Origin of the sequence: Natrinema sp. H-ect4 (genome assembly GCF_041894845.1) — an archaeon.
Taxonomy (GTDB): Archaea; Halobacteriota; Halobacteria; order Halobacteriales; family Natrialbaceae; genus Natrinema.
The window spans coordinates 67,277-80,801 of record NZ_JBHDYC010000011.1 but is presented as its reverse complement, the minus strand read 5'-3'; the positions used below and the strand labels follow the sequence as shown (position 1 = coordinate 80,801).

At 58.8% G+C, this 13,525-nt stretch carries 11 protein-coding genes and 1 pseudogene; 5 read left to right on the top strand and 7 right to left on the bottom strand.

From position 1 onward, the window contains the following. Nucleotides 1-69 precede the first annotated feature (69 nt). Nucleotides 70-1,179 carry a glycosyltransferase gene (locus ACEWFR_RS15225; protein ID WP_374061858.1) on the top strand — a complete coding sequence of 370 codons (1,110 nt, stop codon included), beginning with the start codon at nucleotides 70-72 and terminating at the stop codon, nucleotides 1,177-1,179. Between the two features lie 210 nt (nucleotides 1,180-1,389). Beyond that, nucleotides 1,390-2,151: a LamB/YcsF family protein gene (locus ACEWFR_RS15220; RefSeq protein ID WP_374061857.1), complete on the top strand. Its 762-nt coding sequence runs from the start codon at nucleotides 1,390-1,392 to the stop codon at nucleotides 2,149-2,151. A 58-nt stretch (nucleotides 2,152-2,209) separates the two neighbouring features. Here the strand turns inward: ACEWFR_RS15220 and ACEWFR_RS15215 are convergent, their stop codons facing one another. The 3 genes from ACEWFR_RS15215 to ACEWFR_RS15205 are packed head-to-tail and all read right to left on the bottom strand — an operon-like array spanning nucleotide 2,210 to nucleotide 5,450. Beyond that, nucleotides 2,210-3,565, bottom strand: a complete 1,356-nt coding sequence (locus ACEWFR_RS15215; RefSeq protein ID WP_374061856.1) for an acetyl/propionyl/methylcrotonyl-CoA carboxylase subunit alpha — start codon at nucleotides 3,563-3,565, stop codon at nucleotides 2,210-2,212. 17 nt (nucleotides 3,566-3,582) lie between these two features. Then, nucleotides 3,583-4,548, bottom strand: a complete 966-nt coding sequence (locus ACEWFR_RS15210; protein WP_374061855.1) for a biotin-dependent carboxyltransferase family protein — start codon at nucleotides 4,546-4,548, stop codon at nucleotides 3,583-3,585. Continuing rightward, nucleotides 4,548-5,450, bottom strand: coding sequence for an allophanate hydrolase subunit 1 (locus ACEWFR_RS15205; RefSeq protein ID WP_374061854.1), 903 nt, complete (start codon nucleotides 5,448-5,450; stop codon nucleotides 4,548-4,550). The genes ACEWFR_RS15210 and ACEWFR_RS15205 overlap by 1 nt, the downstream gene beginning before the upstream one ends. A gap of 186 nt (nucleotides 5,451-5,636) precedes the next feature. On the opposite strand from ACEWFR_RS15205, the gene ACEWFR_RS15200 reads away from it, so the two are divergent. Further along, nucleotides 5,637-5,882 (top strand): acetyl-CoA carboxylase, encoded by a 246-nt coding sequence (locus ACEWFR_RS15200; protein ID WP_374061853.1) that lies wholly within the window; start codon nucleotides 5,637-5,639, stop codon nucleotides 5,880-5,882. Nucleotides 5,883-6,336: 454 nt separating this feature from the next. Here ACEWFR_RS15200 and ACEWFR_RS15195 read toward each other — a convergent pair whose 3' ends face one another. Then, entirely contained in the window at nucleotides 6,337-8,001 is a 1,665-nt protein-coding gene (locus ACEWFR_RS15195) for an acyl-CoA synthetase (protein ID WP_374061852.1), read from the bottom strand. Nucleotides 8,002-8,790: 789 nt separating this feature from the next. On the opposite strand from ACEWFR_RS15195, the gene ACEWFR_RS15190 reads away from it, so the two are divergent. Together ACEWFR_RS15190 and ACEWFR_RS15185 are read left to right on the top strand one after the other, a co-directional pair. Beyond that, a complete protein-coding gene (locus ACEWFR_RS15190) occupies nucleotides 8,791-9,717 on the top strand; it encodes an ADP-ribosylglycohydrolase family protein (protein ID WP_374061851.1) in 927 nt (308 codons plus the stop codon). Between the two features lie 178 nt (nucleotides 9,718-9,895). Beyond that, nucleotides 9,896-10,618 carry a class I SAM-dependent methyltransferase gene (locus ACEWFR_RS15185; protein WP_374061849.1) on the top strand — a complete coding sequence of 241 codons (723 nt, stop codon included), beginning with the start codon at nucleotides 9,896-9,898 and terminating at the stop codon, nucleotides 10,616-10,618. 440 nt (nucleotides 10,619-11,058) lie between these two features. Here the strand turns inward: ACEWFR_RS15185 and ACEWFR_RS15180 are convergent. The 3 genes and pseudogenes from ACEWFR_RS15180 to ACEWFR_RS15170 form a co-directional block, all read right to left on the bottom strand. Next, nucleotides 11,059-11,944 (bottom strand): annotated as a pseudogene (locus ACEWFR_RS15180) (hemolysin family protein); the annotation flags it as partial. 186 nt (nucleotides 11,945-12,130) lie between these two features. Next, complete coding sequence (locus ACEWFR_RS15175; RefSeq protein WP_374061848.1) at nucleotides 12,131-12,880, bottom strand: cyclase family protein; 750 nt, start codon at nucleotides 12,878-12,880, stop codon at nucleotides 12,131-12,133. Next, nucleotides 12,877-13,200 carry a methylmalonyl-CoA mutase gene (locus ACEWFR_RS15170; protein ID WP_374061847.1) on the bottom strand — a complete coding sequence of 108 codons (324 nt, stop codon included), beginning with the start codon at nucleotides 13,198-13,200 and terminating at the stop codon, nucleotides 12,877-12,879. The genes ACEWFR_RS15175 and ACEWFR_RS15170 overlap by 4 nt, the downstream gene beginning before the upstream one ends. Between the last annotated feature and the right edge of the window lie 325 nt (nucleotides 13,201-13,525).

Genomic DNA, 13,525 nt, shown 5'->3' with positions numbered 1-13,525 from the left:
GCTGGTTCACGATTTGTTCGGGGTCTCTCGTCGACTATCGTCGTCAGAACTACCGTTCGATATCGATCAATGCCAGAGACCACAGCAACTGACGACACGGTCAACGTCTTGCAGGTGTGTACGTACTACTACCCGTTTACCGGGGGGATACAGAATATCGTTCGAAGCCTGGTTACCGGGATCGATTCCGTTACGTTTCGCGTTCTCACATCACAGCCTCGCGGACGGGGCAGCGTCGACGAGGATGACGGAACGAAGATCATTCGTACCGGGAGCCTCGGGAACGTCAAATCGACACCGATCAGTCCGACGTTCCCGTATCGACTGCGCCAACAGCTTGCATGGGCAGATATCGTCCACTACCATCTGCCGTTTCCGCTCGGTCCGGTGAGCCATCTCCTCAACCGAACAGGTGACGTTCCGGTCGTCGTAACGTTTCACGACGATATAATCGGAAAGGAACCATTCATTTATCCGTACAATCCGATACTCGATCGGGTCCTCAGTGAGGCGCAAGCCATCATCGTCTCCTCACCGAACATGAGAGAGACGTGTGCTCGGATCTCGAAATTCGAGGAGAAAGCGACGGTCATTCCGCTCGGTATCGACGTTCAGGAGACGGAAATCGAGCCTCGGACACTCGACGGAAACACGCTCCTGTTTGTTGGACGGCTGGTGGAGTTCAAAGGGGTAAGATACCTCATCTCGGCGATGAACGGCCTCGATGCATCGCTCTCGATTGTCGGAAAAGGGCCCGCCCGGCGTTCGCTCGAGCGGCATGCAGCGCTGGAGGGGGTTTCGCACAAGGTGACGTTCGAGGGGTTCGTCTCGGACGATCGGTTGGAACAGCTGTATCGCGACGCAAACATTTTCGTCCTTCCGTCGGTCGGAGAAAACGAATCGTTCGGCATCGTTCAACTCGAGGCGATGAGTCACGGGCTCCCGGTCATCAACACTGCGCTTCCGACCGGCGTCCCCTTCGTTAGCGTCGACGGGAAAACCGGATTCACCGTTCCTCCCGGAAACCCTGACCGAATCGCCGAGGCTGCGAGAACACTGTTCGAAGATTCCGATCGATATCGGCGCTATTCGATCAATGCACAACGGCGCGTCCGCAGCAAGTTCGACCGTGAGCGGATGCTCGAGAAAACCGTCGAGGTCTATCGCGATGTGCTGTGAGTGTGTCGGCGTGCTCGATCACGACAGCAAGTTGGTCGCCCAGCTGGTACTGTTCTCGGGCATCAATCTGCTTGGCCTCGCTGACGTTCGCTGCAATATCGGACTCGAAGCCAGTCGGCTCGAGCGTTCAGTGCAGTGTGTTCTCGACAACTCGGTGGCCATAATACCTCAAGTATGAGGACGACGAACGAACAGTATAGGTTCCGGACGATGACTGCAATCGATATTAACTGCGACATGGGCGAGAGCTTCGGCAACTGGACGATGGGGCGCGACGCCGAGGTGATGCCGTACGTCACCTCTGCGAACATCGCTGGCGGCTACCACGCAGGTGACCCTCACGTTATGCGTGAAACCGTCTCCCTCGCTGCGGAACACGATGTCGGGATCGGGATCCATCCCGGCCTCCCGGACAAGATGGGATTCGGTCGCCGGTCGATGGACGCGACGCCCGAGGAAGTGCGCGACTACGTCGTCTACCAGTTGGGTGCGCTGATGGCATTCGCGAATCGCCACGGAGCGAGCGTCCAGCACGTCAAACCTCACGGTGCGATGTACTCGATGCTCTCCGAGAGTGAAGCTCACTGCCGTGCCGTCATGGAAGCGCTTCTCGAGGTCGATCCTAGTCTCGTCTATTTGGCAACCGATATGAACATCTACGAGGTCGCCCAGGAGTACGACGAGTTAGACGCCGTCTTCGAAGGGTACGTCGACCTCGACTACAACCCCGACCGCACGCTGATCGTCGAGAAAGAAGTCGAACCGAAAGATCCGGACCTGGTCGCAGATCGGGTCATTTCCATCGCGACGCGGGGCGAAGTCGAGGCCGTCGACGGAACAGTAATCGACGTTCCCGCGTCGTCGATCTGTATCCACGGTGACGGGCCGAACTCGGTCGAACTGCTCGAGACGATCCACGAACGACTCGAGGCCGAAGGGATCGAACGAGCTCGTCTCGACGAACTCGTGTGAATGACCAAAGTGCCGCGCCGTTCGACCGAATACCGTCCCATTGGGCGGTGCCGTCCGCCTACTCGGACTCAGTTACCCCTTCGAACTGTTGATCGAGATATTTCGTCGTGTGGTCGCTCTCGACGAACACGTCGTCCTCGAGAACGGCGAGATGAAACGGAATTGTTGTCGAGATCCCCTCTATCTGTGTCTCCTCGAGGACTCGCTTGCTGCGTTCGAGTACCTCTTGACGGTCCTGTGCGGTAACGATAAATTTCCCGACGAGCGAATCGTAGAACGGACTGATCCTGTCGCCCTCGTTGACACCGTCGTCGACGCGGACTCCCATTCCCGTCGGCGGTCGATACGTTTCGAGCGTTCCCGGTGTCGGATTGAACTCCTCGGAGGGATCTTCGGCGTTGATACGGAACTCCATCGCAACACCTCGAGAGTCGACTTCGGACTGTTCGAACGAGAGTTCCTTACCTGCAGCGACGCGGAACTGTTCTTTGACGATATCGATGCCCGTCACCGCTTCGGTGATCGTGTGTTCGACTTGGATCCGAGCGTTCACCTCGAGGAAGTAGAAGTCACCGTCCTCGTAGAGGAACTCGACGGTGCCGGCGCTGCTGTACCCGGCTTCTGCAACGCCCGATCTGGCGGCTTCACAGAGTTCCTCCCGCGTCTCTTCGTCGAGGACAGGCGAGGGCGTCTCCTCGATGAGTTTCTGCTGACGACGCTGTACCGAGCAGTCGCGTTCGTAGAGATGGCGGACGGTCCCGTGGCTGTCGCCGATGACCTGAACCTCAATATGGCGTGGGTTCTCGAGGAAGCGCTCGACGTAGACAGCGTCGTTGTCGAAGTACGCCTCGCCCTCACGTTTGGCGTTCGTGAACGCCTCCTCGGCCTCCTCGGGACCGGTAACGACTTTCAGCCCGCGACCGCCGCCACCGCCGTCCGCCTTGATCGCGACCGGGTAGCCGTGTTCCTCGGCGAAGTCTTTCACCTGGTCGGGATCGTCGATCGGTTCGTCCGTTCCTGGAACGATCGGGACGCCCGCCGCGTCCATAATGGCTCGTGCTTTCGTCTTTTCACCGAAGTCGGCCATCACGTCCGACGGGGGGCCGATCCAGCTGAACTCGGACTCCTCGACCCGACGGGCGAACGACTCGTTTTCCGCAAGGAACCCGTATCCCGGATGGATCGCATCGGCCCCAGTTTCGGCTGCTGCGTCCAGCAACGACTCCTGATCGAGATAGCTCTTGCCGGCGACCGAGGATCCCACGTGAGCGGCCTCGTCGGCGCGGCGAACGTGTTTCGCTGTTTCGTCGGCGTCACTGTAAACGGCGACCGTCTCGATTCCAAGTTCCTTCGCTGCCTGTACCACGCGGACTGCTATTTCGCCTCGATTCGCGACGAGTACTTTGTCAATCATTTACTGGAGAATCCCCACTACAACGACTCTTGAATGCTTTCGAGATGGGCGTCTCGCTCCTGACGAATCTCGAGTGCTTCTTCGACGTCGACGGCGGTGAAATCGACGGTGCTATGTGTTCGACACTGGGCGAGCGCATCGCGCTCGGGACTCACGACGGTTCCCACGGTCACGTAGCCGCCACCCGTAACGGCGTCTCGCATCAGAATAATCGGTTGACCGGCCATCTGGATGGAGCCGACGGGATAGCCGAGGTCGACGACGTTGGTGACGTCCGTTCCGGCACCGAAGGGCTGCTCGCGTTCTTCGAACATATCGGTGATATCCGGCCCCTCGAACCGGTAGCCGACCCGGTCGGCCTCGTCGGAAACGTTCCAGTCGGCGTCGAGGAACCGCTGTCGTCCCTCGTCGGTGAGCCGATAGTCACAGAGTCCCATCACGACGTTGATCTCGCTCTGGGAGTAATCCGGCCGATCCGCCTCGTCGATCGAAGCGCCGAGTAGTTCGTCGGTGTCCGCTGACGATTCACCGATCGGGAGTTTGTCGCCCTCCTCGAGCGACCGACCCTCGTGGCCGCCGATTCCGATCAGGGTGTACGTCGCACGGCTCCCCATCACCGGCTCGATATCGATACCACCAGCGACTGCGAGATACGCGCGTGCGCCTTCCGTTGCGAACCCGAAGCTGAGGGTGTCGCCGGCCTCGGCCTGGACGGCAGTCCACGTCGGGATCGGTTCGTCCTCGAGGGATGGATCCATATCTGCACCGGTAACGGCGAAGACGATGTCCTCCTCGAACTCGATCTCCGCTCCCATATAGGTCATCTCGAGGGTCGCATCTGATTCGTCGTTTCCGACGAGCCAGTTGCCGACTTTGTGGGCGAACTGGTCCATTGCGCCGGAGGGTGGCATTCCGATGTGATAGTGTCCGTACCGGCCGGTATCCTGAACGGTCGTGACGAGTCCACCGTCGAGAATACGCATCAGTCGAGCACCTCCAGAAGTTGCTCGTTGTATCCGTGTGGATCGTCGAAGAACGCCTGTGTCTCGAACTCGACCCGATCGTAGTTGTACTGGTAGGTCCCGTCTTCGACCTCCGAACGGATTGCATCGTACTCATCGTGATCGATCTGCCGAAAGTTGAGGATGTCTCCCGGGTTCGGAAGTACCATCGAGTCTTCGAACGCCGACAGCTCCTGGTCGACGTCTAACACCTCGACGGGAGTTCGACCGTAGAGCTGATAGCCGCCGGCCCCGGGGACGGGATAGATCGCGGTGAACGCGCCACCGAATCCGATCGCACGGCTCGGTGTCGCTGTCCGCGGCTGCTCGTACTTCGGCACCTCGATCTGCTCGTCGTGTGGAACCATCTGGAAGCAAAAGGGAAGCCCGGGGACGAAGCCGATCATCGTCACCATGTGCGGTGCGCCGGAGTGGTGATCGATGAACGCCTCGACGGAATCGAAGCCGTTGAGTTCTGCGGAGTACTCGAGATCCGTCGCGTCCGGGTCTTGATGGCGTTCTCGGAAGTCCATCAGCGTCTCGTGCGTCCACGGATCGTCGTAAAAGACGGGAATATCGAACACCCGTGCCTCCCACTGGTACTCCGAGACATCGATCTCCTCCTCGAGCGATTTCAGCTCATCGATCAGTTCGTCCGGGTGAAGTACGCTCGGATCGAACTGGATTAGGTAGGAGGCGTTCGACGGTGCGACCTCGACGAGTCCCTCGAGACTGTTCTGCCGAATCTCCTGTGTAATCGCCTGTGCTTTGAAGTTCGCATCGAAACTCATCGCTTCGGCGAGTTCGACGAACACCCAGTCGTCCCCCCCGTACTCGTATCGCGGAGACTGAAGCTCCTGTCTAGTTATCGTTTTCTCACTCATCCTGCTGAATGAGAGGACGGTTATCACTGTATAGATACCGACTAGATTAGGATGGTGAATATGTATGTGTGATCATAATAACTCGTAAACAAATCTGTCAGTGCGTGTTTACGCCCGTGTGGTAAGGGTATAGCTTTGTCAAGTATTATATGTCTGGAGGATCTATTTAAGCATAAGATATCATAAATGACGACAGAACACATCGAATCGCCGATGCCCGGCGTCTTCTACACGCGACCGGATCCGGACGAAGCAACGTTTGCCGACGAAGGTGACGAGGTCGCCGAGGGAGACGTCGTCGGATTGGTCGGTGTCATGAAGAACTTCCACGATATCACGGCCCCTGCGGACGGAACGATCACCGAGGTCATCGCGGAAAACGAACAGGAAGTCGACGCCGGTGACGAACTCCTGGTTCTCGAGACCAACTGACGCCGTTTCGATCACCGACCGAGTTCGAGCACTGTTGTCGTCGTATTTTCAACTGCATACGAGCGTTCTCGAGCAACTGCAAGAGCGGCGAGAGTGGGAATCACAGTACATTGATTTCTAAGGATTACTTCCCTGTCGCTGGCTCGAAGTCGACGATAAAGGTCTCATCGTCTTGCACTCGGAACAGGACACCGAACTGGTTGCCTTCAGGATCAGCTACCGGGTATAGGTGATCCTCTGTATCAAGGGTGAGGACGGGCGGTCGATATCGATCCCTTAGCAGAACTCGTAGCAATGGCTGACAAACAGTCATAACGGACCCACAGGGCCCTCATTCATCGTTTAACTATCGGCGTGACTGGGGTAATCGTGAGATATCAAAGCGAAAGAAATGGCCGAGAACGCCGGCCACGCGTTTTCCGAACACGATTCGTGACATCCTCACCCGCGTACGTCAGATCCCCTCACGGTCTCGCAGCGAGGCCCGCCGGACTTTGCCGGTGGCGGTCTTGGGAAGTTCGTCGACAACTTCGATTTCGCGCGGGTACTCGTACTTCGCAAGGCGGTCGCGGACATGCTGGCGGATCGACTCTCGCAGATCGTCGCTCGGTTCGGCGTCGGTGGTCAGCACCACGAACGCTTTCGGCACCTCCCCGCGCTCGTCGTCGGGAACGCCGATCACCGCGGCGTCAGCGACGGCCTCGTAGCCGGCGACGCTGTCCTCGACTTCTTCCGGGCCGATACGGTAACCCGCGGAGATGATTACGTCGTCTTTCCGTCCGACGAACGCCACGTAGCCGTCCTCGTCCATCTGCCCGAGATCCTCGGTGAGCAGCCAGCCGTTTCGTACTTTGCCTGACGTCTTCTCCGGTTTGTTCCAGTACTCCACGAAACAGACGGGGTTGTTCTCGTACCGAACGGCGATTTCGCCGGTCTCACCAGTCTCGACGGTCGGTTCGGCTGTCTCGGGATCGACGATTGTCACCTCGTGACCGGGGCCGGCACGGCCGATATAGCCCTCGCGGAACTCCGTCAGGGCGGTGCAGTCGCCGATGAGCATGTTCGCCTCGGTCTGACCGTAGCCCTCGTGGACGGCGGTGTCCCCGAAGGTGTCCTGTGCCCAGTCGACGATGGACTGGCCCAGCGACTCGCCGCCGCTGGCGATGGTTCTGAGCGTCCCAACGTCGAACCGATCGGTGTCCTCGACCTGCATCATCATGCGCAGGGCGGTCGGTGGCGCGAAGAAGTTCGAGACGCCGTACTGTTCGATGACCTGGAAGGCCGCTGCGGGGTCGAACTGCCCCCCGTTGTAGGCGACGACCGGCTTCCCGTAGTAAAGGGCGGGCATTACCACGTCGAACAGGGACGCGATCCAGGCCCACTCGGCGGGCGTCCAGAACACGTCGCCCTCCTGTAGGTCCATGTTTCCGAAGGTCGTGACGAAAAGCGGCAGGTGTCCGAGTATCAGTCGCTGGGCGTGGCGCACGCCCTTCGGATCGCCGGTCGTCCCGGACGTGTAGATGAGAATCGCGTCGTCCTCGGCGTCCGTCTCGACGGTGTCGAACTCTCGAGAGAGGTCGTCGATGGCGTCCCAGAAGGCTGCTTCACCGACCGCCTCGTCCGGCGTGACGTCACCGACGGTCAGCGTGGTATCGAGGGCTGGCAGCGACTCACAGGCCTCCCGGAAGTTCCCGATATTGGATTCGTCGACGACGGCCGCGACGGCATCGCAGTCGTCGAGTCGGTACTCGATAGCGTCGGGGCCAAAAAGCGTCGAGAGGGGGACCGACATCGCACCGAGTTTCCAGGCGGCGAGATGAGCGAATACCGTCTCCGGCCGCTGCGGTGCGTTCACGCCAACCCGATCGCCCTCTTCGACGCCCTGTGCCCGCAGGTAGTTCGCCAGTCGGTTCGTCACGTTTCGCATCTGCCAGAACGTGTACGTCTCCTCGGTACCCGCCGCATCCGCGGCGAACAGTGCGACGCGGCTCTTGTCGTCGGCCCACCGATCACACAGATACGTCGCCATATTGAATCGATCGGGTACGTCCCACTCGAACGCCTCGTGTAACTGCTCGTAACTGTCCCAGTCGTCCTCGTAGAAGTGGTATGCGTCCAAGCGTTGTCCTCGTGTCATAGGTGGCTATGGTGCCGTGGCATGGTTTTCCAGTATTCACTCGCTCGGTGCGATAACAAATGACACGTTGGCGGCCGGTAACAAAAAGGTAAGGTGAAAATGGACAAATGGTTAACAACGGAAATAGAATTAGTGGATACCCGCGTGTCATAGAATACGTCTCACACCCTCTACCTGACGATTATACAGCACTCAATTCGCGTATGAGCCTGTAGTTTCGCCAGTCATTGGCTTTGTTCAATACATATCCCGTGAATAATACCTGTTGAGAACCATTGTATGACACGCTCAGAAGGGTTGTGCTCTGCGAGAAGATATGCCTGAACATTATCAGGTCATTCGGAGCAGCTGTCTGAATCCGAAGTTCACCATCCGACGCGGATAGTTTCTTTACATAGTGCTCGACTTGGGATCTTGACCCAAACTCGAGCGTTTGACTGTACTCTTGAACGGTATTTCGAAGCCTCGCATTGGCATCAATTGCTCCTGATTTCACCGCGACACGATAGCCTGTCTCCTCCCCAGGTTTGATCGGTTCATCTCTGTCGACTGAATCGGTCGGTTGCTCATCCAGAACCAGATTGCCATCATGAAATCGATACTGATCAGAATCATTCATGTGTAGAGATGTGCCTGTGGTCGTGGCTGATTCGGTAGTTCGAACGTAGTATCAAACTCGGCCAATATTTTTCGATTCACGACTTCAGAGATACTGACTTGGCAGTTCCTTGGACCACAACCAGTAGCAACCAGATATGTGAGTCTTACTGTATGGCGCAATCACGAGCACAGGGAATCTTACTGGGGCTGGCATGTGGGGACACACTCGGACGCCCAGTCGAATTCCAGAACCCGAACCGAGTCAAGGAAACGCGCGGGCGGGTAACCGAAATGCTCGCTCACGGGACTCACGGGCAGCCCGCAGGAACCATCACTGACGATACGGAGATGGCACTCTGTATCGGTCGCAGTCTCGCGGAACACGGCACATTTGAGCCAAAAGACGTTGCCGCGCGATTCGTCGAGTGGAAGCGTTCTGGTCCGTTCGACATCGGGATTATGACCTCGAGTGCACTCCAGCGAATCCAGAACGGCGAACCGTGGGACGAAGCTGGCCACCGTGAGTGGGAAGCGAGCGTAGAGGGGAGCAACGCTGGCAACGGCAGCCTGATGCGGTGTGCGCCGTACGCGATCGCGTATCGAGACGCACCAGACGAACTCGTCAAGGTCAGCCGGCAGTCGTCAGCAATTACGCACGCCGATCCACGCTGTCAGTGGAGTTGCGTGCTTTTCAATCGGACGCTCGCCAATCTCCTGACCGATGTTGAGCGGCCACTCGAACCGGTCTTAGATGATCTTGGCCCAGACCTCCCTGACGAGATTCGAAGTGCCGTTGAACCGATCACTGCCGCCCTCCGTGGTGAACCGGTGGATATCTCCCTCGAAAATTCGGGATACGTCGTCACGACGCTGCAGGTAGGTCTGTATCACGGGCTAACCGCCGAGAGTGCTGCAGATGCGATTGTCGACGCGGTGATGATGGGCGGCGATACGGATACGATTGGTGCTGTTGCCGGCGCAGTCGCAGGTGCCCGGTTCGGTGCAGATGCTCTTCCGGAACGATGGCTCGTCGAGATTGACGAAGCAGACGAGCTGCGACAGTTAGCATCTGAACTGACCAAGAAACGATCGAAGTAGTCTCAGTTGTAGCTCGGCAATTCTTCTTCGAGACTGTTCGATGACTGGCTTCGCTCTGTTTCGAGTGGCTCTGTAGTTCACATTCCAGGGGGCGTCCCCCTTTTGCAAGTCATTAAGTGGGGGACTACCAACCTGACCGATGGGAATACATATTCCGTCGCCAGTCGTTGCGGAGCGTATGAAGGCCGCCGTCCGGACGAACTTCGACGACAGCGTCTCCGCCTACGACGCCTACGAGCAGCGAACCGGCCGGTTCACCGCCCTCGCAAAACTGTTGGCCGCCGAACTGTCGGCTCGAGTGGACAGCCCCGTCAACGCCGTCCTTGACGCCGGTGCCGGCACTGGCGTGAGCACGCGCGTCTTCGCCGAGCGGGCACAGCGAACGGTCGCGCTGGACATCAGCCGCGAGATGCTGCGCAAACTCAAGGCTGCGCCGCGGATCGAGGCAGACTTCGATCATTTGCCGTTCGTCGACAACTCATTTGACGGCGTCGCGTTTACCGCGTCGCTCTTTCTCGTCCCCGATCCTGCAGTCGCGGCGCGGGAGGCTGCCCGCGTCCTGCGTCCGGACGGGGTCGTCGGTGCCGTCGCGCCGCTTGGTTGGGTCGATGCCGACGGAACGGACGTCTTCGCGGACCTCGAGCGGGAGTCGCGGTCGCCAACGGGCGCAGATGCGGTCGAGGCGGCGCTCGCCAACGAGTTTACCGTCACCACGGGTACCTGGTGCTTTGCGACGACGGCCGAGGACGTTCGGCGTTTCCACGCGATTCCAGCGATGGCGGCGCGTCTCTATCCGAAACTCACCGTCGACGAGCGCGTCACGAAGGCACGTGCGTTGCTCGCAGGCCTCGAAGGCACCGTCGAACAGCGGTGGCGATGGATCGTCGGCGTCGCGGAGTAGGTCATCTCCGATAATCCATACCCGGTCTCTTTTTGCACTAGCTCTGATGGCGACCTGCCCTATTCACTCGTGAACTCTTGAAGAGCACTCTCCGCACGATCTCTGACAGTGTCGTCGAGAGTATTCGCTCGAAGGTCGCGGAGTGTCTCAACTGAAACCGGGATGTCGGCGTTCGCAACGAGCGTACAGGCGTTTGCCCGCACCTGGGGGCAGGTATCTCAAGCATCGTTTCCAGCTGCGAGTGTTTGCTCTGGACACTCTCCCAGTTCGCTTTTCCAGCACGAAAGAATACGATCGAGGCGTTGAGCCGGGCTTGAATGTTCGGGTTGGTAAACCGTGCTGTGAGTGCATCGGCGTGACGGATCACGACATCAAGTTGGTTGACTGGCTAACTAACGGCGAGAAGCCGAACAGACCAACTGATCAAGTCCATACTCCACTCAGTCCACCGCTGGATCATCGAGATCTTTTTCATGGACCCATACCGTCGAAATTCGGGTCCCCTCGACGCTCGTTACCTCAACGACGTGACCGTCGACCTCGACGCGGTCGCCAGGTTCTGGCGCACGGTTGAGTTGCCCGAGCACCAGTCCACCGATCGTTTCGACCTCCTCGCTTTCGAAGTCTCCAGCCAGAGCATTGTTAACGTTCGACAATTGGACACCTCCGTCAATGTCGTACCCTCATCGTCATGCTGGCGCATCGAGGGTTCGCGCTCATCGAGATCAAACCCGTCTCGAAGGTCTTCGACGAGGGCCTCCACGATGTCTTCAACCGTTGCAATCCCCTCGAATGCTCCCCACTCGTCGATGACCGCCGCCATCTGCTGTCGATCCTCCCTGAACTGTATCAGGAGATCGCTAATTGCCATTGTCTCGGGGACGATGAGAATGTCGCGGGCGATGTCATCGACTATCTCGGCATCCCCATTGTCAACCTCTGCTCGCAGCATGTCCTTGACATCTACGAATCCAACCACTTGGTCACCGTTGTTGGCATCAAGCACCGGATAGCGCGTGTGTCCGGCCTCTAAGACGATTGAATGAAGTTCGGATAGTGTGGCATCCGCCGGAACGCTCACCACGTCCGGTCGTGGAACCATGACCTCCCGCACCACGGTGTCGTCAAGATCGAAGACGCGCTCGATCATCGTCACTTCTGCCACGTCAATGTCCCCGCCCTCGCCGGATTGTGTTAGCACCCGAAGGAGCTCCTGCTCACCGAGTGTCTCATCCGTTTCGGAAGCGGGTGGCACACCGAGCCACCGCGTGAACGCGTTGGCCGCCCCGTTGAAGATGACAATTCCCGGATAGAGTTGTAATAGAAGGGTGCGGTAATGAATTGAAGCTGATCCAGCCGTCACTCGATCCGCATAACGGTGCACACGCACGGGTCAGTTGCGAATGTGGCTGGGCTGGAGAAGCCGTCGATCCAGAGAGCGCCGGTTGACAACCAAATACCGCTGAGAAATTTTTCTCGTCTCCATCCAAGCGATAAGTCAGTTGCCGGGACTTAGTACGGCGAGGCTGATCGGGCTGCCACGAACCGCGTCGGCGCTCCGTCGCCTCGCCTGAGGGCCAGCGGAAATCCGAAGACGGTCGGACGAGCGCCGACCAGCGAATGCGGGATTCTGAGGTGTTCCGCGATGAGGACACCCTCAGACAGCAGCGTCTGATGGATAGGGTAGTCGTCCCAGTCGTCAGGTCGCGTCGCCCGGGGTCGGTCGGGACTCGGGACGTCCACGGCCAACAGCGACACGTCCTGCTCGAGCAGCCAATCGCCGACACCGGCCGCGAACCACGGATAGCGCTCGTAGTCCTCGTCGCCGTACCGCTCGCCCCATCCCGTCCGGACGAGGAGAATATCGCCGGATCGAACGTCGCCCGCTGCCGCTGCCAGTTCGTCCGCAGGGATCGCTTCGGACTTGTCACGGCTCACGTCCGCGACCGTCGCGTCGCCGACGAACCGAGCAAGCGGAATCTCGTCGATCGTCGCACCGTCAGGGATCATGTGTCGGGGCGCGTCGACGTGTGTCCCGACGTGAGTCGGCGTTCCGATCCATTGGGCGTTGGCTCCGTCGCGATCGACGTCACTGAGCGTCTCGAACTCGGGCGCGGGGAGCGCCGCCGAGTGCGGTACGTCGGCGTCGAACGGCTGGGTGAGATCCACCCAGTCCGCGGTATCTTCGTCGATGGCAGCTGTCTCTCGGCCATTCGAATCGATCCCGTCGTCGTTCCCTGTAGCGCCATCTCGAGCAGTCATCGTTCCAGAGCGGTCTCACGAACGAACTCGATCGTTTCTTCGGCCGACGTGATCGGGCCGAAGATCGCCGCAACACCCTCTTTGAGGCCGTCCGTGATCTTCGGGACGAGCGTGTCGTGGGTGCCCAAGGGGCTCGCGACCTCCTCCTGGACTGCCGCCCGAACGATCTCGTCGAGGGATTTGTGCAACCTGGAGTAGATGGCCTCGAAGCCCGTCTTGTGGAATGCACGCGCGATGACGTGTGCGCCGCGGTCGTGGCTGTTGAGTCCGACTTTCGCCGTGAGACATCGAATCGATTGCTGTTTGTTCCCAATATTCACAGAACGAGCTATTCTTGGCGGGCCTATTGTTCTATCGGACGGGAAGATAATCATCGCACAACTCACCGCTGAGCAGATGCGCGGTCAAACGGGCCCCCATCCCGTGATCTGTGGGTCGAACGCTACCGGGCGCGATTTCTTCCTGATAGCTACCGTGGTGTTCTACGAAGACTGTCATGATCTTGTTCATCGTCGCGTAGGTCTTTACCGAAACAGCGCCGTCGGTACCGAGCACATAGAAGAGATCGTCGAGCGTTTCGAAACTCTGTTCGATGAACGTCTGTTCCTCCTGCAGTGTTCACTCTTGCACCTTGTACTCAGAGAC